Genomic DNA, 24,972 nt, shown 5'->3' with positions numbered 1-24,972 from the left:
GATGGACGACGACCGGACAGTGGGGAATCGCACACAACCGGCGAACTTCTCAGGCTTTGCTAAGTCTTTACCAATAGACTTGCACTCGTTTACATCTCGACTCATCGCTGTGTCGGGACTGCTTCACCGCGAGATGCCGGTTCGCGGTCTTGTGCCCTGCTGGACATGTTGATCGTCAACCGACCTCGGCGAAACAGCCGAGTCGGCGAAGGAGAGTCATGGCTATCGATCACGATTTGGCCCCGCCACCATCGATGCCCGCACCGGCGGGCTCGGGCCGCGGTTCCGGACCACTGTCCGACCGCTTCACCGACATCCTCCGCCACGATGTGCCCGCTTCGATCGTGGTTTTCCTTGTCGCGCTGCCGCTTTCGCTCGGCATCGCGATCGCCTCCGGAGCCCCCGTCGCCGCCGGGCTCATCGCCGCCGTGATCGGCGGTATCGTCGCCGGAAGCCTCGGTGGTTCGGTCCTGCAGGTGAGCGGCCCCGCCGCGGGCCTCACGGTCGTGGTCGCCGAGACGATCAATCAATTCGGTTGGCGCACGACGTGTTTCATCGTCTTCGCCGCCGGTGTGCTGCAAATCCTGCTCGGTCTGAGCCGCGTGGCCAGGGCGGCGCTCGCCGTGGCGCCCGTGGTGGTGCACGCGATGCTCGCCGGAATCGGCATCACCATCGCGCTGCAGCAGATCCATGTGCTGCTCGGCGGTTCCTCGCACAGCTCGGCCTGGCGGAACATCGTCGGGCTGCCCGGGCAGTTGTCGTCCCTGCACGGCGGTGGCGCGCTGATCGGCGTGGTCGTGATCGCGATCATGCTCGGCTGGAAGTACCTGCCCGCCAGGGTCCGCGTCGTGCCGGGTCCGCTGGTCGCGGTGCTCGTGGGTACGGCGCTGTCGCTGCTGCTTCCGCTCGACGCCGTGCGCATCGTGCTGAACGGCTCGCTGTTCGACGCCATCGGCCTGCCCGCGCTGCCCCGCGGCGACTGGTCGGGCCTGGCGCTGGCAGTCGTCACCATCGCGTTGATCGCCAGCGTGGAGAGCCTGCTGTCCGCGGTGGCCGTGGACAAGATGCACTCGCGTAAGCGCACCGACTTCGACCGGGAACTGATCGGCCAGGGCTCGGCGAACGTGCTGTCCGGTCTGCTCGGCGGCCTGCCGGTCACCGGCGTGATCGTGCGTAGCGCCACCAACGTGCAGGCGGGCGCGCACAGCCGCGCCTCCGCGATCCTGCACGGGGTCTGGGTGCTGGTGTTCTCGGTGGCCCTGGTCTCCGTGGTGGAGCAGATCCCGAAGGCAGCGCTGGCCGGTCTGCTCATCGTGATCGGCATCCAACTGGTGAAGCTGGCCCACATCAAACTGGCGCGGCGCACCGGCGACCTGCTGGTCTACGCCGTGACGGTGCTCGGCGTGGTGTTCGCGAACCTGCTCGAGGGCGTGCTGATCGGTCTGGGCCTGGCCTTCGGACTGCTGCTGTGGCGGGTGGTGCGCGTGGCGATCGAAGCCCGACAGGTACCCGGCACGCAGCGCTGGCTGGTCACCATCGACGGATCGGCCACCTTCCTCGCGCTGCCGAAGCTGTCGGCGCAATTCGCGAAGATTCCTCCGGGAGCCGACGTCACGGTGGAGATGACCGTCGACTTCCTCGATCACGCGGCGTTCGAGGCCATCGAGGAATTCGCCCGCCAGCAGGTGAACAACGGCGGCAACGTCGATTTCGTGGAGATCGGCGGCGCCAGGATGGCCCACGCCGCGGCGCAGCCGCCCGCGCGCAGCTTCGCACGCTCGGTCTGGGACGACATCCTCGGCCCCTGGCGGCGCGACGAGCGGCACGAGAATCCGGTCGCGGCGGGTGTGGCGGCCTTCCACCGCAGCCACGCGCACGTCGTCCGGCCGCATCTGGACGAGTTGCGCGACACGCAGGACCCGGATTCGTTCTTCCTGACCTGCTCGGACTCGAGGATCGTGCCGAACATCATCACCAACAGCGGGCCGGGCGATCTGTTCACGGTGCGCAACGTGGGCAACCTGGCGCCCGCCGAGGGTGACGCGTCGGTGGAGGCCGCGCTGGTGTTCGCGCTCGAGCAGCTGAACGTCCGCTCGATCGTGGTCTGCGGGCATTCCTCGTGCGGTGCGATGAAGGCGTTGCACGCCGGGGCCGAGGTCCCCGGCGTGGACGCCTGGCTCGCCCATGCGCGACCGAGCCTGGAGCGGTTCCACGCTGGCCACCCGGTGGCGGGCGCCGCGCGGGAGGCCGGTTTCGGCGAGGTCGATCAGCTGGCCATGGTGAACGTGGCGGTGCAGCTCGAGTTGCTGCACCGGCATCCCGCGGTGCGCAAGGCGGTCGCCGAGCGCGGCGTCAAGGTGTCGGGCCTGTTCTTCGACATCGCCAGTGCCCGGGTGGTCGAGGTGACCGAGAACGGGATCGCGCACATCGATGACGCGGACCATCAGCCCGCTCCCGAACTCGTCTGATCGGACGGGGATGGGTGATCCCGCCCGGGCGGCCTGCTCGGGCGGGATCACCGTGTCCGGGCGAGTGGGATCGCGATTCGCTGTGCCGAACCCTCGTACCCTGGGAAACGTGACGGCAGACCTGGAAACGAGCTCGGCAGATCGGCCGACCCGCTGGCGCGCCTTCCGTGCCGGGCTCGAACGACGACCTACGCTGTATCTCGGCTACCGGATCGTGGTCGCGGTGGTCGGTGTAGCCGTGCTCGCGGCCGGTGTCCTCGCGATCCCCTATCCCGGTCCCGGCTGGGCGATCGTGTTCGCCGGGCTCGGCATCCTCGCCACCGAATTCGCCTGGGCGCGCAAGGTCTTGACCTGGCTGCGGGACCGGTACCGGCAGTTGATGGACTGGTATTCCCGGCAGGGGCCGGTCGTGCAGGTGGCCGGAGCGGTCGGCACCGCCGCGCTGGTCGTGGCGACGCTGTGGGTGTTGGGAACCTTCGGGCTTGTGGGTAGTTGGATCGGAGTCGAATGGGAATGGCTGCGCAGCCCCCTGTAGCGGTGACCACCGTTCCGGGGCGCATGCTCACCCGACCGGAATGGCTGGCCGCGCGTATCGCGGAGATGGGCCATTCCTGGGGGACCACGTCGCTGCGTATCGCGGGCACGCTGTGGTGGTGCATGGTCGCGTCCGCGCTGGTGGAGCAGATCGCGCGGGCGTACGCGCACGACGCGGACGCCCCCGAGGCCGCGCTGGACCGGCTGGAGTGCGAAGTGCGCCCCGACGGCGGCATCGAACGGGTGCGCATCCCGGTGGACGGCGCCCGGGCTTCCGATAGCGCGTCGGCGCTGCGCGAGACGCTGGCGACCGTCATCCCGCCGGTCGCCCGGGTGTCGAGCGCGGGCGTCCCCGCGTTGTGGGCGATCGTGGCCGACGCGATCGGCAACCGCGCACTGGATGCCGGGTCGCCGGACGCGGGCGCACGGCTGGCCGCCGAGGTCGGCGGCAAACTTCCGGTTCCGCGTTTCGTCGAGATCGGCGGACGCACCTTCGTGCGGCGTATCTCCTGCTGCCTGGTGTTCGAAGTCCCCGGCTGCGAGATGTGCACCAGCTGCCCGAAACGTTCTGCCGCCGAACGCATCGCACTGCTCGCGGACTTGGCCGCCGAGGGCTGACCATCCGGCGCGCGACAACTCGACGGGTACGCCGGGAACTCGGGCGTCACCCGGAGAGAGATCCGAACGCAAATCTCGCGCCACCCGACCGCTACGGCCGAAAACCCGGAGGGGCGGGCCGAAGCGGCGGGACAGTAGCATGGTCGCGCCGGACGAACTTGCGATCGGCCACCATCCAGCGGGACCCCGCCCGCGCACGAGAAACGCCAAGGAGAGCGCAGCCGTGACCACCTCAGCCGCCATCAGCCCAGTCGCCCTCGTCCGGGTGCCGGCCGGGACGACGGCGGGCGCCGCGGTGCGCGAGGCCGGACTGTCCACCAAGGGGCCGGAGACCGTCGTCGTCGTCCGGCTGGACGGCGAACTCAAGGATCTGTCCTGGACCCCGGACGAGGACGTCGACGTGGAGCCGGTCGCGGCGAACACTCCCGACGGCCGCAACGTCATCCGGCACTCCGCCGCGCATGTGCTCGCCCAAGCGGTGCAGCAGGAATTCCCCGAGGCCAAGCTGGGCATCGGTCCCTACATCAAGGACGGGTTCTACTACGACTTCCGGGTCGAGCGGCCGTTCACCCCGGAGGATCTGGCCAAGCTGGAATCCCGGATGAAGAAGATCGTCAAGGGCGCGCAGCGGTTCTCCCGCCGGGTGGTCGAGGTCGACGAGGCCAGGGTCGAGCTGGCCGGTGAGCCGTTCAAACTGGAGCTGATCAGCGACAAGTCCGGAATCGATGATCCGGAGGTCATGGAGGTCGGCGGCAAAGAGCTGACCATCTACGACAACCTGGATCCGCGCACCGGCGAGAAGATCTGGGGCGATCTGTGCCGCGGCCCGCACATCCCGACCACCAAGTTCATCCCGGCCTTCAAACTGACTCGCAGCTCGGCCGCCTACTGGCGCGGTGACCAGAGCCGGGAGGACCTGCAGCGCGTCTACGGCACCGCGTGGGAGTCCCAGGAGGCGCTCGACGAGCACCTGCACCTGCTCGCCGAGGCGGAGCGCCGCGATCACCGCAAGCTCGGCCTGGAGCTGGACCTGTTCAGCTTCCCCGACGAGCTCGGTTCCGGTCTGCCGGTGTTCCACCCCAAGGGCGGCATCATCCGCAAGGAGCTGGAGGAGTACTCGCGCCGCAGGCACGTCGCGGCGGGCTACGAGTTCGTCAATACTCCGCACATCACCAAGGGCCATCTGTTCGAGGTCTCCGGCCACCTGGACTGGTACCGCGACGGCATGTTCCCTGCGATGCACCTGGACGCCGAACTCAACGAGGACGGCACGGTCCGCAAGCCCGGCCAGGACTACTACGTCAAGCCGATGAACTGCCCGATGCACAACCTGATCTTCCGTGCCCGCGGCCGGTCGTACCGGGAGCTGCCGCTGCGGCTGTTCGAGTTCGGCTCGGTCTACCGCTACGAGAAGTCCGGCGTGGTGCACGGCCTGACCCGGGTGCGCGGCATGACTCAGGACGACGCGCACATCTACTGCACCAAAGAGCAGATGCACAGCGAACTGACCGACACGCTGCGGTTCGTGCTGGATCTGCTGAAGGACTACGGCCTCGACGACTTCTACCTCGAGCTGTCCACCAAGGACCCGAAGAAGTTCGTCGGTTCCGACGAGATCTGGGAGGAGGCCACCGAGACCTTGTCCAAGGTCGCCTCGGCCTCCGGTCTCGAGCTGGTACCCGATCCAGGCGGCGCCGCCTTCTACGGCCCGAAGATCTCCGTGCAGGCCAAGGACGCGCTGGGGCGCACCTGGCAGATGTCGACCATCCAGCTCGACTTCAATCTGCCCGAGCGCTTCGACCTGGAGTACACCGCGTCGGACGGCACCAAGCAGCGGCCGGTCATGATCCACCGTGCGCTGTTCGGCTCGATCGAGCGCTTCTTCGGTGTGCTCACCGAGCACTACGCGGGCGCGTTCCCGGCCTGGTTGTCTCCGGTGCAGGTCGTCGGCATCCCGGTCGCGGACACTTTTGCCCCGCACCTGGACCGGGTGATCGAACGGTTGCAGGACGAGGGCATCCGCGCACAGGTGGACCGCAGCGACGACCGGATGCAGAAGAAGATCTTCAACAACACCGCCCAGAAGGTGCCGTTCATGCTGCTGGCCGGTGAGCGCGACGTGAACGCGAACGCCGTGAGCTTCCGCTTCCGCGACGGTACGCAGGTCAACGGCGTGCCGGTCGACGATGCGGTGGCCACCATCGTCGCGTGGATCGCCCACCGGGAGAACGCGTCGCCGACGGCCGAGGGTTTCGAAATCCGATCAGCGAACAAGGGTGGGGCATGACCGAGCGGACGGTGCCGGAGGGGCTCGCGGATCTGGACGGGACCGCGACCTCGGCCGACCCGGGCAGCATCGTGGACACCGGCGCCGGCGAACCGGATCGGCTGCAGCGCCTGTGGACGCCGTATCGAATGTCCTACATCGCGGAGGCGGCCACCCCTCCCAAGGATTCGACCGGCCACCCCTTCACCGACATCCCGAAGATGTCCGACGAGGACGGATTGGTCGTCGCCAGGGGCGAGTTGGTGTACGCCGTACTGAACCTGTACCCGTACAACCCGGGACACATGATGGTGGTGCCGTACCGCAAGGTGGCGAACCTGGAGGATCTCACCGAGGCGGAGAGCGCCGAGTTGATGGCCTTCACCCAGCAGGCGATCCGGGTGATGAAGAAGGTGTCCCGGCCGCACGGCTTCAACGTGGGGCTGAATCTCGGCGGGGTGGCCGGTGGGTCGCTGGCCGACCACCTGCACCAGCACATCGTCCCGCGCTGGGGTGGCGACGCGAACTTCATCACGGTCATCGGCGGGGCGAAGGTGATGCCGCAACTGCTGCGGGAGACCAGGGCGCTGCTGTCGGCGGCCTGGAAGGAGGCGTAGATGAGCGACCGGGCGGATCGGCCGTGCTGAGTTTCTTCGGCCGCGAGACGTTCGCCAAGGCGACGGCTCCACTGGGCCGCGCGCTGGTCGGCACCGGACTGACGCCGGACACGATGACGCTGATCGGCACCACCGCCTCCATCGTCGCCGCGGTCACACTCTTCCCGACCGGACACCTGTTCTGGGGAACCATGGTGATCTGGTTGTTCGTCATGTTCGACATGCTCGACGGGGCGATGGCGCGGGCACGCGGCGGCGGCACGAAGTACGGCGCGGTGCTGGACGCCACCTGTGACCGGCTGGCCGACGGGGCCATCTTCGGCGGGCTGGCCTGGTGGGCGGTCTTCCACGAGCAGCACAAGCCGTTGTTCGCCGCGACGCTGGTCGTCTTGGTGACCTCTCAGGTGATCTCTTATGCGAAGGCACGTGCCGAGGCCAGTGGGCTGTCCGCGGACGGCGGCCTCATCGAGCGGCCGGACCGGCTGATCATCGTGCTGGTGGGCGCCGGATTCACCGGCATCGGGGGCTACTGGGGGATCGAATGGCTGACCTACGCGGTGCACGTGGCCATGTGGATCCTCGCCGTGCTCAGCATCGTCACCGTCGTTCAGCGGGTGCTGGCCGTACGCAACTCGCCGGGAGCGCGCACCGTGATCCCGACCGGGCAGTCGCAGCGCCCCGGCGCGGGCACCGCCGGCACCTCGGGGCTTCCGACGTGACCTCACCCGATGCCGGGCGCGAACCGATCGACGGTGGCGTCCGGGTATCCGTCACGATGAATTGCGGACCTGCGGCTCGGGGGCTCGGATGACGATCGGGGAACAGCTCGGCGCCGCCGGATACGCGGCGGGCTGGCGACTGGTGCGTGCGCTGCCGGAGACGACGGCACGACGACTGTTCGAGTGGGGCGCCGACCGGGTTGCCCGTCGCGCCAATCGGGAATTCCACGCGGGCGGCGCGCCGAACCAGTTGCGGCGCAATCTGGCGCGCGTGCTCGGTGTGCTTCCCGCCGACGTGCCGGACGAACTGATCGTCGCCAGCATGCGGTCCTACGCGCGGTACTGGCGGGAGGCGTTCCGGCTGCCCACGATGGACCATTCCGCGATCGACTATGAGGTCGGCGGGCTGGAGCATCTGGATGCCGCAATCGCGAAGGGCCGAGGCGTGCTCTTGGTGCTGCCGCATTCCGGCAACTGGGACATCGCGGGCGTCTGGCTGGTCCAGCACTACGGCGGCCCCACCACCGTGGCGGAGCGGCTGAAGCCGGAGTCGCTGTTCGAGCGGTTCGTCGCTTATCGGGAGAGCCTCGGCTTCGAGGTGATCCCGCTGACCGGCGGTGAGCAGCCGCCGTTCGGTCTGCTGGCGGCCCGGCTGCGACAGAACAAGATCGTGTGCCTGATGGGCGAACGCGACCTCACCGGCAAGGGCGTGCCCGTGCAGTTCTTCGGCGAGCGCACCTGGATGCCCGCGGGTGCGGCGAAACTGGCGATCGAGACCGGCGCGGCATTGCTGCCGGTGCACGCCTGGTTCGAGGTCGACGCCGATGGCCGAGAGGACTGGGGCCTGAAAGTCGAAGCGCCGCTGAATGTTTCCGGTGGCGTTGCGGCGGCCACCCAGGCGCTGGCGGAAACTTTCGCGGCGAATATCGCCGAGCACCCCGCGGATTGGCACATGCTGCAACCATTGTGGGAGAGCGATCTCTCGCCGCAACGGCGTGCCAGGATCGCCACCGCGCAGGCGAGCATCAAAGCCGAACAGGGGGACGTATCGCCATGAAGATCGGCATGGTCTGCCCCTATTCGTTCGACGTCCCCGGTGGGGTGCAGGCGCATGTGGTCGAACTGGCGCGAGTGTTCATCGAACGCGGGCACAAGGTGAGCGTCCTGGCGCCCGCGTCCGAGGGCACCCCGCTGCCGGAGTTCGTGGTGTCGGCGGGGCGCGCCGTGGCCATCCCGTACAACGGGTCGGTGGCGCGGCTGTCGTTCGGGCCCATGGCCTACACCAGGATCCGCCGGTGGATCGAGGGCAACGACTTCGACGTGCTGCACATCCATGAGCCGAACGCGCCGAGCCTGTCCATGCTCGCGCTGAAGATCGCCGAGGGCCCGATCGTGGCGACCTTCCACACCTCTACGACGAAATCGCTGGTGCTGAGCACTTTTCAGGGTGTGCTGCGGCCGTATCACGAGAAGATCTCCGGCCGTATCGCGGTGTCCGAGCTCGCGCGCCGCTGGCAGGTCGAGGCGCTCGGCTCGGACGCGGTGGAGATCCCCAACGGCGTCGACGTCCCGGCGTTCGCGCGCGCGCCGATGTTGCCCGGTTATCCGCGGCCCGGCGGGACGGTGCTGTTCCTGGGGCGCTACGACGAGCCGCGCAAGGGCATGGAGGTGCTGCTCGGCGCGCTGCCCGAGCTGGTGCGCAAACATCCCGACGTCGAGATCCTGATCGTCGGCCGCGGCGACGAGGACCGGTTGCGCCGGGAAGCGGGCGACCTGTCCGGCCACTTGCGTTTCCTCGGCCAGGTGTCCGACGAGGAGAAGGCTTCCGCGATGCGGAGCGCGGACGTGTATGTGGCGCCCAACCTGGGTGGCGAGAGCTTCGGCATCATCCTGATCGAGGCGATGGCGGCGGGCACCGCGGTCGTGGCCAGTGAATTGGACGCCTTCCGCCGGGTACTGCGGGACGGTTCGGCGGGCATGCTGGTCCCGGTCGGCGACTCGGCGGCGCTGGCCACCGCACTGCATGCCGTACTCACCGATGAGGTGCGCAGGGAGGGGCTCGTGCACGCCGCGACCCAGGTCGTCGGCGAGTACGACTGGCCGGTGGTGGCCGAACAGATCCTGCGCGTCTACGAGACGGTGACCGTGGGTGACACGAGAGTGCGGGCCGCCGGATGATCACCTTCTCCGCGACGACCGTTCTCGTCCTCGCGCTGATCGCGGCGGTCGTCGTCGCGATCGGCCTGTGGGCGTACTCCACCGCCAATCGGCTCGACCGGCTGCACGTGCGCTCGGATCAGTCCTGGCAGGCGCTCGACGCGGCGCTGGCCCGCCGGGCGGTGGTGGCCAGAGCGGTCGCCATGGCGATCGCGGGTCCGGTGTCCGATCCGGCCCTGTCGGAGCAGGCCGGACAACTGGCAGCGCTGGCGGACCGGGCCGAGCGCGCCGGCCGCGCCGAGCGCGAGACCGTAGAGAACCGCTTGTCCACCGCGCTGTCGGCGGTCGACATCGGCACGCTGCGCCCGCAACTGGTCGCCGAACTGGCCGACGCCGAGGCCAGGGTGCTGATCGCACGCCGCTTCCACAACGACGCCGTACGCGACACGCTGGCGCTGCGCACGCGCCGCCCGGTCCGCGTCCTGCACCTGGGGGGTACCGCGCCGCTGCCGTCCTACTTCGAGATCACCGAGCGCGCGACCCCGGCCGCGTCCACCGGCCTCGCAGTGGACACCATCCGCACCACCGCGCGGGTGGTGCTGTTCGACGAGAACGACCGGACTCTGCTGATGCGCGGCAACGATCCGAAGACGCCGCAGGTGTCGTTCTGGTTCACCGTCGGCGGCGGCGTGGAGCCGGGGGAGAGCCTGCGCGCGGCGGCGGTACGGGAACTGTACGAGGAGACCGGATATCGCGGGGATCCGGCCGCCCTGCGCGGTCCGATCTGGCGGCGGGTAGCGGTATTCCCCTTCAACGGGGAGCTGATCCGGAGCGAGGAGTTGTTCTTCGCCCTGCGGGTGCGTGGTTTCGACCCGCAACCGGCGAACCTGACCGCGATCGAACGCCGCTCCATCACCGGGCACCGATGGTGCACCGCCGCCGACATCGTCACGCTGGACCGCTCCGGCGAAACCGTCTACCCGTATCACCTGGACGAACTGCTGGCCGAAGCAGCTCAGGCCGCCTCGGGCACCGGCGATCCGGAGGTCCGCTCCATCCGCTGACCGGCCACGGAACGCGTGTGATGTGTTTCACGATCGTGATAGCGTCGCGATGATCCAGGGCGCCGGAGGGTACTGCTGTCAGGGTGTGCTTTCGGTGTCGTGGTCCCGCCGACGGCGGGCTGTTCCTGTTCGGTTGTGGAGGTAGTTGGTCCATGTCGTACCTGCTGTTCGATTTCCTGTTGCCGCTGATCGGTCCCGCGGCCGCGGAGTACTGGGCGCAGTTGCTGGTGGTCGGCCCGCTGTGATCGGGCGCCCGGCGCGGACCGGGCAGGCCAGTGCGGCCCCGGGACGGCACGGCGGCCGAGCCTTCCCGGCGTAAGGCGCCATAACCGAGATCACACCAGGCCAGTGCACTTCAACTGGCTATCAAGTGGCCTTTTGCGGCCACCTAGAATCGTGACGTTCGTATGCGAGTGATCGATTGGCGCACATTGCCTGGAGGAGTTTGCCGTGACCACCCCCGAGACCACCCAGACCGTCGGTACCGCCCGCGTGAAGCGCGGCATGGCCGAGATGCTCAAGGGTGGGGTGATCATGGATGTCGTCACGCCGGAGCAGGCCAAGATCGCCGAGGACGCCGGTGCGGTCGCGGTGATGGCGCTGGAACGCGTCCCCGCCGACATCCGCGCCCAGGGCGGGGTCTCCCGGATGAGCGACCCGGACATGATCGACGGCATCATCAACGCGGTCTCCATCCCCGTCATGGCGAAGGCGCGCATCGGTCACTTCGTCGAGGCGCAGATCCTGCAGAGCCTCGGTGTCGACTACATCGATGAGTCCGAGGTGCTCACCCCCGCGGACTACGCCAACCACATCGACAAGTGGAACTTCACCGTGCCGTTCGTCTGCGGCGCCACCAACCTCGGCGAGGCCTTGCGCCGAATCACCGAGGGCGCGGCCATGATCCGCTCCAAAGGCGAAGCCGGTACCGGTGACGTCTCCAACGCGACCACGCACATGCGCAAGATCCGCCAGGAGATCCGTCGCCTGTCGTCGCTGCCCGAGGACGAGTTGTTCGTCGCGGCCAAGGAGTTGCAGGCGCCCTACGAACTGGTCCGTGAGATCGCCGAGACGGGCAAGCTGCCTGTCGTGCTGTTCACCGCGGGCGGCATCGCCACTCCCGCCGACGCCGCGATGATGATGCAGCTCGGGGCCGAGGGCGTGTTCGTGGGGTCGGGCATCTTCAAGTCCGGCAACCCGGCGCAGCGCGCCGCCGCCATCGTCAAGGCGACCACGTTCTACGACGACCCGGACGTGCTGGCCAAGGTGTCGCGCGGGCTCGGGGAGGCCATGGTCGGCATCAACGTCGAAGAGATCGCCCAGCCGCACCGACTGGCCGAGCGCGGCTGGTGATCTCCGGCCGGTAGCGTCGGCCGCGTGGAGTTGCGGCAGCTGCGGTACTTCGTGGTTCTGGCGGAGGAATTGCACTTCCGTCGGGCCGCGGAGCGATTGTTCATCTCGACGCCTACGCTCAGCCAGCAGATCAAGGTGCTGGAGCGGGAGCTCGGCGGCCCCTTGCTGGTCCGGGAGCCGCGGGTGGAGCTCACGGCGGCGGGCGCGGTGCTGCTGCGCTCCGGTAGGAACGTGCTGCGCGCGATGGACGAGGCGATGCGCGAGACCAGGCGCGCTGCCGCCGCCGGTGCCCCGGTGCTGCGTCTCGGGCTGTTGAACGGCGTCCCGCCCTGGCTGCCCGCCCGCATCGGCGGCCTGCTCACCGCCGCGCTGCCCGATGCCCGGATGGTGCTCACCGGTGGGACCACCGCCGATCAGGTGCGCTTTCTCGATGACGATGAAGTCGATATCGCGTTGGTCCGCGCCCCGGTGGAGCTGCCCGAACGCTTCGCGCAACGTCCGGTGGCCCGCGAGGAGCTGGGCGTCGTGATGTCCGAGCGGCATCCGCTCGCCGGGGTGGCGGCGCCGCTGGACCCGGCCGAGCTCGATGGGCACGAGTTGATCTTGTTCTCCCGCGAATCCGCTGCGGGCCTGCATGCTGCCCTGTTGCGTACGCTCGCCGACCACGGCGCGGCGGTGCGGCTGAGCGACAGCGCGATGGGCCATGCGCAGATGCTGGCCGTGCTGCCGTCACGTCCCGACGCGATCGGGCTCAGCTCGTCGCGCATAAACGGACTGAACGGTCTGGTTTGGCGGCCGTTACGTGACGCGCCCCTGCGGGTGACGTATGCGATCGCCTGGCGCGCGGCGGTGCGCGATCCGGCCGTCGTGGCGCTGCTCGCGGCACTGGCGTCCGAACTGTCGCCGGAATGAGCCCGCCGGGACCGCTTCCGATGCTAGGTTCACTTCTTACGGCGGCCAGAAGGTCGTCTCATGGTTCTCACAATCACGCTCAGTAGCTTCGCCATTCGATGGCCGTCCCGGCCATATCGCGCCCTATCACCGTCGGATCGATCCGAGTGCAAAGGACGAACAGTTGAAGCTTCTCAAGACCGGACGCATCGCAGCAGCGGGCCTGGCTCTCGTGGCCGCCCTCGGCCTGGCCGCCTGCGGCAGCGACGACAAGAGCGATTCGCACAACTCCACCCACGCCACCACCGCCGCCGCCTCGGCGACCGCGAAGGTGCCTGCCCCGCCCACCAAAGAAGAACTCAACGCCAACCTGCAGCGTGCGCTCGACCCCGCGGTGCCGAACGAGGAGAAGCTCGACCTCGTGCAGGGCGTCGAGGCCGATCCGGGCCTGCCCAACCGCTTGGCCCAGGCGTTTCAGCAGGCCAACGCCACGGCAGTGGTCACGGGCGTGACTGCCTTCGGTGACACGGTCACTGCCCAGGCCACGTTCACCGTCAACGGGCAGGCGAACCAGGTCGACGTTCCGTTCGTCCTCGAGGACGGCAAGTGGAAGGTGCAGAAGGCCTGGGCCTGCCAGGCGCTGGCCAACCTGAACCAGCAATCCCCGGCCTGCACCGCCTGATGACCGGAGCCGGCCCGGCGCGCGGGCGGTGACGTTCGTTTCGTCGTGACCGGCGTCGGCTCCACCCACCGCGGTCCGTGCGCCGAATCGGTCCACGGCCTGCGGTGTTAGCCCGCGCCTAAGGCGTATTCGGCAGTGCGACATGGACACTCGACCGCGGCGATGGTCGGGTGGAGTCATGACAGCAAGCAGCACAACACCCGAACGCGTCGTCATCGTGGGCGGCAGCTCCGGCATGGGACTCGCGCTGGCGGCATCGCTGATAAATGCGGGCGCGCAGGTCACCATCGCGGGCCGTTCCGCCGAACGGCTCGCCGCGGCGGAGCGCACCTTGTCCGCGGGGCCGGGCACGGTGCGCTCGGTCGTCGCGGACATCACCCGCGAAGCCGACCTCGAGCGTTTGTTCGCCGAATCGGCGCCGGTCGATCATGTCGTCACCACCGCCGCCGATGTCACCGGCGCCTATCAGCAGCTGGATCGGTTCGACGCCGACCTGGCTCGGAACCTCGTTGCAGCCAAGTTGATCGGCCCCATGCTGCTCGCCAAGCACGCCCGGGTCGTCCCGGGCGGCTCGGTGACGTTCACTTCCGGCGTCGCGGCGTATCGGCCCGCGCCGGGCGGCGCCATGGTGGCGGCGGTCAACGGCGCGCTCGCCTCGCTGGCCTACGCGCTGGCCCTGGAGCTCGGACCGATCCGCGTCAACGTGGTCTCGCCGGGGTGGGTCGACACACCGATCTGGGACACCATCGCCGGGCCCGCGAAAACCGAACGTCACCAGCAGCTCGCCGCACGCCTGCCCGTCGGGCGCATCGGCCGCCCTTCCGATATCGCGCAGGCGATGCTGGGCGTGATGCGCAATCCCTTCATCACCGGCACGGTCCTGCACGTGGACGGCGGGCATCGGCTGGTCTGACCGCCGGGCGACGGAAAAGCATATGGCTACGCGGTTATGCGCATCCGATCATGAGATCGTGCCTCACCGCAGAAGCCGAGCTCGAGCGGTAATCGGCAAGGACCTGGGACCCTAGTTCGTCCGGTCCTGGTCGACTCGAAGCGCCGGACGATCAGGGTGGTCCCAGCGCACGAAGAAGGTCGGCGTGTAGGGGTTCTCGGCATCGTGCCGCAGCAAGGCCGGGATGGTCCACTGCGCGTCGGGCGGGGTGCGGCGGCGGAGCGCGCCCTCGGACAGGTCCAGCCGGAGGATCAGGTCGGCGTCGAGGTGGCGGCCCGCGAGCATCGGGCCCGCGACGACAACGGTGGTCGCGGGCGGCGCCGTGCGGATCGCGGCGCGCGCGGAGCGGTCGGCGGCTTCGTCCCACAACGCGGGCAGCCACCGGCCGTGCTCGCGCAGCGCCTCTACGACTTCGCGGCGCAGCGCGGCGTAGTCGAACCACGCGGTGCGATAGGACATCTCGTCGGTGCGGCCGTACTCCATGCGCAGCGAGGCGGGACGCACGTAGTCGTGCAGGGAGACCACGTGGGCCGACCGGCCCGCATCGCGCAGCGCCTCCACGATCCGGTCGGCGAGCGCCACCGGCTGTGCGGCGTCCGGGCCGTCGACGGCGATCACCGTGTGTGCGTTCGCGGTCAGCACGGGCTGGATCACCTGCGTGACGAGGGCGTCGGGCGTGATGGGCAGGAAGCGCGGCACCCGTCCATCTCAGCAAAGCGCGGCGGCCGCTGCGGCGTGGGCCGTTGCCAGGCGTTCACCGGCGGCCGAACGGCGACGCCGTGAGCGGCCGGGATAATCTCAGCGCATGGCGACAATCGAAGAGGCGCTGGAAATAGAGCGGCTGGAGCGGGACATCTTCCGTGGCGCGTCCACCAAGACCCAGCTCGCACGCACGTTCGGCGGCCAGGTTGCCGGCCAGGCGCTCGTGTCCGCGGTCCGGACGGTGGAACCGCGATTTCAGGTGCACTCCCTGCACGGCTATTTCCTCCGTCCGGGCAATCCGCAGGAGCCGACGGTCTACCAGGTCGAGCGCATCCGGGACGGGCGGTCGTTCTGCACCCGCCGGGTGACCGGCATCCAGGACGGGGCCGCGATATTCACCATGTCGGCCTCGTTCCACGTCGGCGACGAGGGGCCCGAGCATCAAGATGCCATGCCCGATGTCCCGATGCCGGAGGATCTGCCCGACGCCAGCACCACGATGACGCCCGAACGGCTATGGGCGATGCGGGAGTGGGAACACTGGGACATACGCATGGTCCCGCACGAGAAAGTGTCCCGCCGCGATGGTGTGGTTTCCCAGCAGCAGGTGTGGTTCCGCTACCGGCACCCGCTGCCCGACGATCCGCTCGTGCACGTGTGCACCCTCGCCTACATGAGCGATATGACGCTGCTGGGTTCCTCGAAGGTGATCCATCCCGACGAGTCGACCCAGAACGCCTCGCTCGACCACGCGATGTGGTTCTTGCGCCCGTTCCGCGCCGACGAATGGCTGCTCTACGACCAGTCCTCGCCGTCAGCGGCTTTCGGCCGGGCGCTGACCGGCGGCAAGATCTTCACCCGAGAAGGCACGCTGGTCGCAGCCGTGGTGCAGGAAGGCCTCATCCGCAGGCTGCGGGAGGACTGACCCGGCGGCCATCGCGACGCGGATGCGGCCGACCGTGAGCGGGCCCACATCGGTACGGCTCGTAAGCTTTCCGGCGTGAACGCTTCCTCGGTCACCGCACCCGCCGCCGACACCGGACAGGCGCGGTCCCGTCCCACGATCGGCGTGCTCGCGCTGCAAGGCGACGTCCGGGAGCACGTCGCCGCGCTCGCGCACTGCGGCGCCGAGCCGGTGCTGGTCCGGCGCGAGGCGGAGCTCGCGGCCGTGGACGCGCTTGTGCTGCCCGGTGGCGAGTCGACCGCGATCAGCAAGCTGCTGCAGGCCTTCGACCTGCTGGAGCCGCTGCGCGCGCGGCTGCGCGACGGTATGCCCGCGTTCGGTTCCTGCGCGGGCATGATCCTGCTCGCCTCGGAGGTGCTCGACACCCGCCCGGACGCCCAGCATCTGTCCGGCATCGATATGACGGTGCGGCGCAACGCGTTCGGCCGTCAGGTCGATTCGTTCGAAACCGACCTGCCGTTCTCCGGCCTGACCGACGGCCCGGTGCGAGCGGTGTTCATCCGCGCACCGTGGGTCGAGCGGGCCGGTGAGGGCGTCGAGGTGCTGGCCACGGTGCCGGATGGCCCCGCCGCGGGGCGGATCGTCGCGGTGCGGCAGGGCAACGTCCTGGCGACGTCGTTCCATCCCGAGGTCACCGGCGATCTGCGGGTGCACCGCATGTTCGTGGAGATCGTCCGTTCGGCCGCCGCGTAGTCGGGGCCGCTCTGTACGGCCGTGGTGGAGGCCCGAGTAGGCTGGAGAAGTTGTCCGCCCGGCGGTGCCGGTACCGTACACACCACCAGACGTGCCACCGACCTGAAGGAAGTAGGGAATGAGCGGCCACTCCAAATGGGCCACCACCAAGCACAAGAAGGCTGCGATCGACGCGAAGCGCGGCAAGCTGTTCGCGAAGTTGATCAAGAACATCGAGGTGGCGGCCCGGACCGGTGGCGGTGACCCGGAAGGCAACCCGACGCTGTACGACGCCATCCAGAAGGCGAAGAAGTCGTCGGTCCCCAACGACAATATCGAGCGCGCCCGTAAGCGCGGCGGCGGCGAGGAAGCCGGCGGCGCCGACTGGCAGACGATCATGTACGAGGGCTACGGTCCCAACGGCGTCGCCGTGCTGATCGAGTGCCTCACCGACAATCGCAACCGGGCCGCGGGCGAGGTGCGGGTCGCGATGACGCGCAACGGCGGCAACATGGCCGACCCGGGCTCGGTGGCCTACCTGTTCCATCGCAAGGGCATCGTCACCCTGGAGAAGAACGGGCTGTCCGAGGACGACGTGTTGCTGGCCGTGCTCGACGCGGGCGCCGAGGAGGTCAACGATCTCGGCGAGTCGTTCGAAATCGTCAGCGAGCCCGGCGATCTGATCGCGGTCCGCTCCGCGCTGCAGGGCGCCGGTATCGACTACGACTCCGCCGAATCCGGCTTCCAGCCGTCGGTGTCGGTCGCGGTGGACGTGGACGGCGCCCGCAAGGTGATCAAGCTCGTTGATGCCCTCGAGGACAGCGACGACGTGCAGAACGTCTACACCAACGTCGACATCCCGGACGACGTGCTCGCTGAACTCGAGGACTAGTCGATCGGCCGCGCGCCGTACTCCCGCACGGCGGGATGCCGAGCGCGAAATCGCGAAATCGGGGCGGCCGGTCTGTGTACGGGCCGCCCCGAGTGGGTTCATTCCTGGTTCCCAGCGCACCGCTCGGCGCCCGCGCCCGCACCTTCCGGTCGGCGCTGCGGCTGCCGGGGAGGTGGGGCCGGACTCACTCCGCGATCTCGGTGCGGTCGCACCACTCGTACACGCGCAGCCGCCCTTCAGGCGTGTCCTGCTCCCGCTGACTGACCTTGAAGTGCTCGTATCCGCCGCGGAACGGCACCTTCAATTCCACGCCGGGCGGGGTGATCGGGACGATGCGCGAGGGCAGATCGTGCGGCCCGCCTTCGAGGACTGCTTTTGCGCCTTTGCTCATCCTGGGATGGTAGAAGCGCGAAGGTCCTGATCGTGGCACATTTCATGGCACGGTGAGTACCAATTTGCCGACGGTTCGCCCGGTATCGCCGAGCGCGTGCGCCTCGGCCGCCGCGGACAGCGGGAACGACCGGGCGACCGCCGGGCGCAACGCGCCGGATTCGACGAGTCCGGCGAGAGCGAGCATGCCCGCGTGATCGTGCTCCACCAGCATCCGGATCGCGCGCACGCCCAGCGCCTCCGCCTCGCCTGCCAAGTCGACCGCGCCGAAGGCCCGCAACGTCACCAGCAGTCCGCCGGGGCGCAGGGTGCGCAGGGACCGGATGCTGTTGTCGTCGTCGATCGAGTCCAGCACCACGTCGACGTCGCGGACCGCCTCGGCGACGTCGGTGTCGCGATAGTCGATCACCTCGTCGGCGCCGATATCGCGCAGGAACGCGTGGTTCCGCGCGCTGGCGGTGCCGATGACGTACGCCCCGCGCGCTTTGGCGATCTGAACCGCGAAGTGGCCGACGCCGCCCGCTGCCGCATGGATGAGTACGCGTTGCCCGGGGCTGAGCCCGGCGGTGTCGACCAGCGCCTGCCAGGCGGTGAGCGCGGCGAGCGGGATCGCCGCCGCCTGTGTGTGGTCGAGCGCCGCCGGTTTGGGGGCGAAGGCGCGGGCGGGGCCGACGACGTATTCGGCGCAGGAACCGTGACCGTACGGGTACGGGAGCATGCCGAACAACTCGTCGCCGGGGCGGAACAGGGTGACGCCGGTGCCGGTGGCCGCGACCTCGCCCGAGACGTCCCAGCCGAGGACGAACGGCGGCTCGGGAAGGAACAGTCCCGCGGTGGCGCGATGGCGCCAGTCGGTCGGGTTGAGCCCGGCCGCGCGGACCCGGACCAGGATCTGGCCGGGGCCGGCAACCGGCTGCGGCAGTTTCACTTCGGTGAGCACCTCGGGTCCGCCGAGGGTCTGCTGGCTGATCGCGCGCATGGTCGCGGTGCTGTCGATTTCGGTCACGGCTTCAGCCTGCCGGTATCCGACGGCAAAGAAAATGGCACGATTGCCATTCTTCGATATGATCATGCCATGGATTCGGCGGCGCCTCATCGTGTGGTGGTGTTGGCGCTGGCAGGGGTCTACCCCTTCGAACTCGGTATCCCGAATCGGGTGTTCGGCAGTGCCGCGGGTAGATACGAGGTGATCACCTGCTCGGTCGACGGTCGTCCGGTGCGCAGCGCCGCCGATTTCGACATCGCGGTGGCCCACGACAGCCGCGCCTTGCGGAACGCCGACACCGTGGTGCTGCCCGCCTGCGACATCACGACGGCTCTTACCGGCACACTGCCGCAGCCGGTGCTCGACGCGTTCGCGCTGATTCCGGCGGGGGCCAGGATCGTCGCGATCTGTACCGGCGCTTTCATCGCCGCGGCCGCGGGGCTGCTCGATGATCGACCGGCCACGACGCACTGGAATCAGGCCGGTCTGTTCCGGCGCACCTTCCCGGGGGTCCGCCTCGACCCGGACGTGCTCTATGTCGATGACGGGGATGTCCTCACGTCGGCGGGCGCCGCGGCAGGACTGGACGTCTGCCTGCATCTGGTGCGGCGCGATCACGGCAGCGCCGTCGCGAACGCGGTCGCGCGCCGCTGCGTCGTCCCCCCGTGGCGCGACGGCGGCCAAGCGCAATACATCGAGCAACCCGTTCCGCCCGAGACGTCGGCCGGGACCGCCGCGGCCCGGCAATGGGCCCTGGAGAACCTGCGCCATCCGCTGACCGTCGATGAACTGGCAGCCCGCGCCCGGATGAGTAAACGCACCTTCGCCCGGCGCTTCCGCGACGAGGTCGGCATGAGCCCGGGACGGTGGCTCATCCAGCAGCGGGTCTTCCGCGCCAGGCATCTGCTGGAAACCACCGACCTGACCGTCGATCGCATCGCGGGCGAGGTCGGCTTCGCCACCGGGACTTCGTTGCGTCAGCATCTGGCCGACACGATCGGCGTGTCACCGCAGGCTTATCGGCGTACGTTCCGTGCACGAGCAGGCGGCGCGGCGAGCTGAACGCCGGTGCGCCGACCGGTTCAGTCGGCGGCCGTGCCGGGCAGACCCACGCGGCTTGCGATCCACGGCAGCGACGAGGTGAACGCTGCCGAAGCGAACTGCCAGGTGTGGCCGCCCTGGGTGGTGTAGACGGTGCAATCGATGCCGACCGAGCGTCCCGCGGCGCAGAGTTTGTCGGCGGCTCCGACCTCACCGGAATCGGGTATCCCGTCATGGCCGCCGAGGCCCGCGCGGTCGTCGTCCGGCACGGGCGCGCGCCTCTTCCCGTCGCCGGAGCGTTGTGCGGGGACGAGGTCGTCGAACAGGCCGGCGACGTCGCTGTAGGGACCGTGCGCGGCCATGACGGTCAGCGGGTCGAACGCGGCCCATGCGGCGGCGTCACCGCCGAAGAGCCGGGCGATGGTCTGCTCCTTGGTGCCGGACGACGGCCCGAGGTCACCGGCGATGTCGACGAAGGTGTGGACCAGATCGGGGTGCATGACCGCGAGGTCCACCGCGCAGGTGCCGCCCATGGACCAGCCGACCACCGCCCAATTCGCGGGATCGGCCGAGGCGCCGAACCGCGATTCGACATAGGCGGGCACGTCCTCGGTCAAATGGTCGGCGGCGTCGCCGCGGGGGCCGTCGACGCATTCGGTGTCGTTGTTGAAGCTGCCGCTGGAGTCGACGAAGACGAGGATCGGCGCGCGGCCGCCGTTGGCCTTGGTGAAGCTGTCCAGGGCGGGCATGATCTGGCCGCTGCGGATCCAGTCCGCCGGCGTGTTGAACTCGCCGCCGATCATCATCACCACCGGCAGAGCGGGCGGGGTCGGCCCGGCGAACCAAGCGGGTGGCAGGTAGACGTATTCGGTGCGGTGCGGGAATCCGCTGCCCGCGTCGGGAATGCGCACCGGCACCAGTTTGCCGTCGGTGACGGCGGTGTTCCGGAGGCCGGGCAACGCCGAGAGGTCGGTTTCGTGCGGGAGCGGACCCGCGGTGACCGCGCCCCAGGCGGCCTGCACGGTGGGGTAGTAGCCGACCCACTGGTTCAGCACGATTCCGGTGCTCACCAGGGTCAGCGGAATGGCGAGGACCGCGAACCCGCGCCGCCACCAGCGTGCGCCCGGCCAGCCGACGACCGCGACGGCGACGGCCGCGGCGGTCGCGCCGACCCACGCCCACAATCGGGTGGGCGCCGGATCGGAGGCCAATCCCTCGTCGGCTACATACCACGCGGCGCCCAGTGCTCCCGCGACGCCGAGCGCCACGCAGACCGGCAGCTGGATCAGCCACCACCGTCTGCCGCGCCGTGCGACGGCGAGCAGCACGATCACCGCGGCGAGGAGCGCGACGGTCACCGGCAGCCAGCCGTGCAGCAGTGAGATCCCGTGGTGGAAGGTGTGCTGCTGGTTCGAGGCCGGACTCGCCGGGGGAACCTGCGGTGGCGCCGGAGACGTGGGCGCGGCGAGTATCGGCACGTCCGGCATTGTGCAGGCGGTTCCTCGAGAGACGCTGTGAATCGGCTCAGGCCCTTCTGTGTGACCGGCCTTCGAATATTGTCGTGCCGTCCGTGGTGCGCGAGGCAGAATGCGAGCATGGTCGAACTCGTCCTGGTGCGCGGCGACATCACCGAACAGGAGGTCGACGCGGTGGTCAACGCGGCGAATTCGTCGCTGCTCGGCGGCGGGGGAGTGGACGGAGCGATCCACCGGCGCGGCGGCCCGGAAATCCTGGCGGAATGCCGCCGATTGCGGGCGTCGCACTACGGCGCGGGACTTGCCACCGGAGCGGCGGTGGCCACCACGGCGGGTCGTCTTCCCGCGCGGTGGGTCATCCACACCGTCGGGCCGGTGTGGTCGGACGTCGAGGACCGCTCCGCTCTGCTGGCCTCCTGTTATCGCGAATCCTTGCGTGTGGCGGACGAATTGGGGGCGCGCACGGTCGCCTTCCCGGCGATCTCGACGGGGATCTTCGGCTGGCCGATGGACGACGGGGCGCGAATCGCTGTCGCCACGGTTCGTACGACCGAGACGGCGGTATCGGAGGCGCGATTCGTTCTCTTCGACGAACGGGCTCACGGTGCGTTCGCGCGGCATGTCTCCGGGACTTGAGATCTCCTGCTCCGGCAGCCGCCGTCTCGTCACGGGTACGGCAGGTTTACAGAACCGGTGGGCCGAACTTGTCGGTCCCCGCTGGCATAGTCGGCGCGTGTCGTTCAGTACTCGCATCGAAATCCGGGTCTCCGACCTGGATCCCCAGTTGCACGTCACCGGCGCGGCCTACCACCAATTCGCCGATCACGCCCGTTTCGCCTGTGTTCGGGCGGCGGGCGTGTCGGTGGACGAGCTGATCGCGTCCGGGCTCGGGCCGGTCAACTTGGAAACCGTGCTCCGCTTCCAGCGCGAACTCCGCGGTGGCGACACCGTGGACGTCTCGTGCGACTGGCAGTGGGGAGACGGCAAGACCTATCGTGTCGAGCACGTCCTGACCCGCGCCGACGGCGTGGTCGCCGCGACGGTGACCAATGTCAGCGGCTTGCTCGATCTGGCGGCGCGGCGCCTCGTGGCCGATCCCGCGCGGCAGTGGGCGGCCCGCGCGAGCCGTCCGGAGTTGCTGGGGTTGTCGGGCGCCGCGCGGGAAGCGGCGGCTGTCGGCGAATAGCCGGGGCTGTGTCGCTGGACGGCGAAAGGCGAAGCCTCCGCTAGACTTCGAACAGTTGTTCGTGTCTGCGAGAGGGGTTGTCGTGCGGGTGATGGGCGTCGACCCCGGACTCACTCGCTGCGGCCTCAGCATCGTGGAGGGCGGATCGGGGCGGAAGGTCACCGCCGTGGACGTCGACGTGGTCCGCACTCCCGGCGATATGGATCTGGCGCAGCGCCTGCTCGCGGTCGCGGACGCCGCCGAGCGCTGGATGGACATCCACGAGCCGGGGGCCGTCGCCATCGAACGCGTCTTCGCTCAGCACAATGTCCGTACCGCCATGGGCACCGCGCAGGCGGGCGGCGTGATCGCGCTGGCCGCCGCGCGCCGGGGAATCCCGGTCGCGTTCCACACACCCAGCGAGGTGAAGGCCGCGGTGACCGGCAACGGCACCGCGGACAAGAAGCAGGTGACCGCCATGGTCACCCGTATCCTCGGGCTGCCGTCCGCGCCGAAACCGGCGGACGCGGCGGATGCGCTGGCGCTGGCGATCTGCCATTGTTGGCGAGCGCCGCTGCTGGAGCGGATGGCGGCGGCGGAGGCCAAGGCGGCCGCGGCGCAGCGCCGATACCGGGAGCGGCTGGCCGAACAACGGAAGGCGGTGCACGGGTGATCGCGTCGGTACGCGGTGAAGTGCTGGAGATCGCCCTCGACCACGCGGTGATCGAGGCGGCAGGCGTGGGCTACCGGCTCAATGCCACTCCGTCCACCCTGGCCGGGCTCACCCGCGGCGAGGAAACCCGGCTCTACACCGCGATGATCGTCCGCGAGGACTCGATGACCCTCTACGGTTTCGCCGACACCGAGGCCCGCGACCTGTTCGGCCTGTTGCAGACCGTTTCGGGCGTCGGGCCTCGCTTGGCCATGGCGGTGCTGGCCGTACTCGAACCCGAAGCGCTGCGCAAAGCGCTGGCCGAGAGCAACGTGGCGGCATTGACCCGGGTTCCCGGCATCGGCAAGCGCGGCGCCGAGCGCATGGTGGTGGAACTGCGGGACAAGGTGAATCTCGTTCCCGTGCCCGCGGGCCCGCCCGGATCCGCGCCCGCCGCGGTGGTCACCCCGGTGCGTGACCAGGTCACCGAAGCGCTCGTCGGCCTCGGTTTCGCCGCCAGACAAGCCGAACAGGCGATCGACGCGGTGCTGGCGGAACAGCCCGCCGCCGACACCTCCGCCGCCCTCCGGGCGGCGCTCGGCCTGCTCGGCAAGAACCGGTGAGGCGTCATGGACCATCCTGAGGAACCCGACGAATCGCAGGTCAGCGCCAACTATCTGAAGTCCGACGGCGAGATCGAGGCGAGTCTGCGCCCGAAGTCGCTGGACGACTTCATCGGTCAACCCCGTGTCCGCGAACAGCTCGCGCTGGTGTTGCGCGGGGCCAAACAGCGCGGCGGCACACCGGATCACGTTCTGCTGTCCGGGCCGCCGGGTCTGGGCAAGACCAGCATGGCGATGATCATCGCGGCCGAACTCGGTACCGCGCTGCGGATCACGTCGGGTCCCGCGCTGGAGCGGGCCGGAGACCTCGCCGCCATGCTCAGCAACCTGGTCGAGGGCGACGTGCTGTTCATCGACGAGATCCACCGGATGGCGCGCCCCGCCGAGGAGATGCTCTACCTGGCGATGGAGGACTTCCGGGTGGACGTCGTCGTCGGCAAGGGGCCGGGGGCGACCTCCATTCCCCTGGATATCGCACCGTTCACGCTGGTCGGGGCCACCACCAGATCCGGAGCGCTGACCGGTCCGCTGCGCGACCGTTTCGGCTTCACCGGGCACATGGACTTCTACGAGCCCGGCGAATTGCTGCGCATCTTGCAACGGTCGGCACACATCCTCGGTGTCGTCATCGAGGAGGAGGCCGCGGCCGAGATCGCGGGTCGCTCACGCGGCACGCCCCGTATCGCCAATCGCTTGCTGCGCCGCGTGCGCGACTACGCGGAGGTGCGTGCCGACGGCCGGATCACCCGCCCCATCGCCCAGGCCGCGCTGGAGGTCTACGACGTGGACGTGCTCGGCCTCGACCGGCTCGACCGCGCGGTGCTCGGCGCGCTCGTCCGCAGTTTCGGCGGTGGCCCGGTGGGGGTGTCCACCTTGGCTGTGGCGGTCGGGGAGGAGGCCGCGACCGTGGAAGAGGTCTGCGAACCGTTCCTGGTTCGCGCGGGCATGGTCGCGCGCACACCCCGCGGCCGGGTCGCCACCGCCGCCGCGTGGGAGCATCTCGGTCTCGTTCCGCCGCCCGACCTGGTGTTCGGTTCCATCGAAGTGCGCGGTCGCGAGCCGCACCCCACGCTAGACCTGTTCGAATGAG

General features: G+C 69.4%; 26 protein-coding genes. 22 read left to right on the top strand and 4 right to left on the bottom strand.

The features are described from left to right. The first annotated feature begins 218 nt into the window (after positions 1-218). The 13 genes from ACWEH3_RS19135 (at position 219) to ACWEH3_RS19075 (ending at position 14,282) form a co-directional block, all read left to right on the top strand. Positions 219-2,468: a solute carrier family 23 protein gene (locus ACWEH3_RS19135; RefSeq protein WP_450021934.1), complete on the top strand. Its 2,250-nt coding sequence runs from the start codon at positions 219-221 to the stop codon at positions 2,466-2,468. Positions 2,469-2,577: 109 nt separating this feature from the next. Continuing rightward, the gene (locus tag ACWEH3_RS19130; RefSeq protein ID WP_450021936.1) at positions 2,578-3,003 is read left to right on the top strand and encodes a TIGR02611 family protein; all 426 of its coding nucleotides are present in this window, start codon (positions 2,578-2,580) and stop codon (positions 3,001-3,003) included. Positions 3,004-3,005: 2 nt separating this feature from the next. Next, a complete protein-coding gene (locus ACWEH3_RS19125; RefSeq protein ID WP_450021938.1) occupies positions 3,006-3,620 on the top strand; it encodes a (2Fe-2S)-binding protein in 615 nt (204 codons plus the stop codon). A gap of 223 nt (positions 3,621-3,843) precedes the next feature. Continuing rightward, positions 3,844-5,907 (top strand): threonine--tRNA ligase, encoded by a 2,064-nt coding sequence (thrS, locus tag ACWEH3_RS19120; protein WP_355070439.1) that lies wholly within the window; start codon positions 3,844-3,846, stop codon positions 5,905-5,907. After that, positions 5,904-6,503, top strand: a complete 600-nt coding sequence (locus ACWEH3_RS19115) for an HIT family protein (protein WP_450021940.1) — start codon at positions 5,904-5,906, stop codon at positions 6,501-6,503. Before thrS ends, ACWEH3_RS19115 begins: the two co-directional genes overlap by 4 nt. A gap of 23 nt (positions 6,504-6,526) precedes the next feature. After that, positions 6,527-7,222, top strand: a complete 696-nt coding sequence (gene pgsA, locus ACWEH3_RS19110) for a phosphatidylinositol phosphate synthase (RefSeq protein WP_450021942.1) — start codon at positions 6,527-6,529, stop codon at positions 7,220-7,222. 88 nt (positions 7,223-7,310) lie between these two features. Beyond that, entirely contained in the window at positions 7,311-8,279 is a 969-nt protein-coding gene (locus ACWEH3_RS19105) for a phosphatidylinositol mannoside acyltransferase (protein ID WP_450021944.1), read from the top strand. Next, positions 8,276-9,400: a glycosyltransferase family 4 protein gene (locus ACWEH3_RS19100; RefSeq protein ID WP_450021946.1), complete on the top strand. Its 1,125-nt coding sequence runs from the start codon at positions 8,276-8,278 to the stop codon at positions 9,398-9,400. The genes ACWEH3_RS19105 and ACWEH3_RS19100 overlap by 4 nt, the downstream gene beginning before the upstream one ends. Further along, on the top strand, positions 9,400-10,443 hold the full coding sequence (locus tag ACWEH3_RS19095; protein ID WP_450021992.1) for an NUDIX hydrolase: 1,044 nt from the start codon (positions 9,400-9,402) through the stop codon (positions 10,441-10,443). Before ACWEH3_RS19100 ends, ACWEH3_RS19095 begins: the two co-directional genes overlap by 1 nt. A gap of 450 nt (positions 10,444-10,893) precedes the next feature. Further along, positions 10,894-11,796: a pyridoxal 5'-phosphate synthase lyase subunit PdxS gene (gene pdxS / locus ACWEH3_RS19090; RefSeq protein ID WP_195042546.1), complete on the top strand. Its 903-nt coding sequence runs from the start codon at positions 10,894-10,896 to the stop codon at positions 11,794-11,796. Between the two features lie 24 nt (positions 11,797-11,820). Then, on the top strand, positions 11,821-12,708 hold the full coding sequence (locus ACWEH3_RS19085) for a LysR family transcriptional regulator (protein ID WP_450021948.1): 888 nt from the start codon (positions 11,821-11,823) through the stop codon (positions 12,706-12,708). Between the two features lie 163 nt (positions 12,709-12,871). Beyond that, positions 12,872-13,369, top strand: coding sequence for a hypothetical protein (locus tag ACWEH3_RS19080; protein ID WP_450021950.1), 498 nt, complete (start codon positions 12,872-12,874; stop codon positions 13,367-13,369). A 178-nt stretch (positions 13,370-13,547) separates the two neighbouring features. After that, positions 13,548-14,282, top strand: a complete 735-nt coding sequence (locus tag ACWEH3_RS19075) for an SDR family oxidoreductase (RefSeq protein ID WP_450021952.1) — start codon at positions 13,548-13,550, stop codon at positions 14,280-14,282. 111 nt (positions 14,283-14,393) lie between these two features. Here the strand turns inward: ACWEH3_RS19075 and ACWEH3_RS19070 are convergent, their stop codons facing one another. Continuing rightward, on the bottom strand, positions 14,394-15,020 hold the full coding sequence (locus ACWEH3_RS19070) for a hypothetical protein (RefSeq protein WP_450021954.1): 627 nt from the start codon (positions 15,018-15,020) through the stop codon (positions 14,394-14,396). A 106-nt stretch (positions 15,021-15,126) separates the two neighbouring features. On the opposite strand from ACWEH3_RS19070, the gene ACWEH3_RS19065 reads away from it, so the two are divergent. The 3 genes from ACWEH3_RS19065 (at position 15,127) to ACWEH3_RS19055 (ending at position 17,551) form a co-directional block, all read left to right on the top strand. Beyond that, positions 15,127-15,948 (top strand): acyl-CoA thioesterase, encoded by an 822-nt coding sequence (locus ACWEH3_RS19065; protein ID WP_450021956.1) that lies wholly within the window; start codon positions 15,127-15,129, stop codon positions 15,946-15,948. 75 nt (positions 15,949-16,023) lie between these two features. Then, positions 16,024-16,680: a pyridoxal 5'-phosphate synthase glutaminase subunit PdxT gene (pdxT, locus tag ACWEH3_RS19060; protein WP_450021958.1), complete on the top strand. Its 657-nt coding sequence runs from the start codon at positions 16,024-16,026 to the stop codon at positions 16,678-16,680. Positions 16,681-16,798: 118 nt separating this feature from the next. After that, complete coding sequence (locus ACWEH3_RS19055) at positions 16,799-17,551, top strand: YebC/PmpR family DNA-binding transcriptional regulator (protein WP_355070459.1); 753 nt, start codon at positions 16,799-16,801, stop codon at positions 17,549-17,551. A 184-nt stretch (positions 17,552-17,735) separates the two neighbouring features. Here the strand turns inward: ACWEH3_RS19055 and ACWEH3_RS19050 are convergent, their stop codons facing one another. Together ACWEH3_RS19050 and ACWEH3_RS19045 are read right to left on the bottom strand one after the other, a co-directional pair. Then, positions 17,736-17,942, bottom strand: a complete 207-nt coding sequence (locus tag ACWEH3_RS19050) for a DUF5988 family protein (protein ID WP_355070461.1) — start codon at positions 17,940-17,942, stop codon at positions 17,736-17,738. A 42-nt stretch (positions 17,943-17,984) separates the two neighbouring features. Then, the gene (locus ACWEH3_RS19045) at positions 17,985-18,920 is read right to left on the bottom strand and encodes an NADP-dependent oxidoreductase (RefSeq protein WP_450021994.1); all 936 of its coding nucleotides are present in this window, start codon (positions 18,918-18,920) and stop codon (positions 17,985-17,987) included. A gap of 96 nt (positions 18,921-19,016) precedes the next feature. Here ACWEH3_RS19045 and ACWEH3_RS19040 point away from each other — a divergent pair, with 96 nt between their 5' ends. Next, positions 19,017-19,988 carry a GlxA family transcriptional regulator gene (locus ACWEH3_RS19040; protein WP_450021961.1) on the top strand — a complete coding sequence of 324 codons (972 nt, stop codon included), beginning with the start codon at positions 19,017-19,019 and terminating at the stop codon, positions 19,986-19,988. Positions 19,989-20,008: 20 nt separating this feature from the next. Here the strand turns inward: ACWEH3_RS19040 and ACWEH3_RS19035 are convergent, their stop codons facing one another. Beyond that, on the bottom strand, positions 20,009-21,445 hold the full coding sequence (locus tag ACWEH3_RS19035; RefSeq protein WP_450021963.1) for an alpha/beta hydrolase: 1,437 nt from the start codon (positions 21,443-21,445) through the stop codon (positions 20,009-20,011). A gap of 117 nt (positions 21,446-21,562) precedes the next feature. Between ACWEH3_RS19035 and ACWEH3_RS19030 the strand changes: the two genes are divergently transcribed. From ACWEH3_RS19030 to ruvB, 5 genes are all read left to right on the top strand, one after another. Then, positions 21,563-22,078, top strand: coding sequence for an O-acetyl-ADP-ribose deacetylase (locus tag ACWEH3_RS19030; protein ID WP_450021965.1), 516 nt, complete (start codon positions 21,563-21,565; stop codon positions 22,076-22,078). Positions 22,079-22,175: 97 nt separating this feature from the next. After that, a complete protein-coding gene (locus ACWEH3_RS19025) occupies positions 22,176-22,628 on the top strand; it encodes an acyl-CoA thioesterase (protein ID WP_450021967.1) in 453 nt (150 codons plus the stop codon). 82 nt (positions 22,629-22,710) lie between these two features. After that, on the top strand, positions 22,711-23,280 hold the full coding sequence (gene ruvC / locus ACWEH3_RS19020) for a crossover junction endodeoxyribonuclease RuvC (RefSeq protein WP_379251073.1): 570 nt from the start codon (positions 22,711-22,713) through the stop codon (positions 23,278-23,280). After that, positions 23,277-23,882 carry a Holliday junction branch migration protein RuvA gene (ruvA, locus tag ACWEH3_RS19015; protein WP_379251071.1) on the top strand — a complete coding sequence of 202 codons (606 nt, stop codon included), beginning with the start codon at positions 23,277-23,279 and terminating at the stop codon, positions 23,880-23,882. Before ruvC ends, ruvA begins: the two co-directional genes overlap by 4 nt. A gap of 6 nt (positions 23,883-23,888) precedes the next feature. Next, positions 23,889-24,971, top strand: a complete 1,083-nt coding sequence (ruvB, locus tag ACWEH3_RS19010; protein ID WP_450021970.1) for a Holliday junction branch migration DNA helicase RuvB — start codon at positions 23,889-23,891, stop codon at positions 24,969-24,971. Position 24,972: the final 1 nt, after the last annotated feature.

This window comes from Nocardia sp. NPDC004718 (assembly GCF_053601535.1).
Note: the sequence above shows the minus strand (reverse complement) of the source record. Positions and strands in the feature narration are given on the sequence as shown.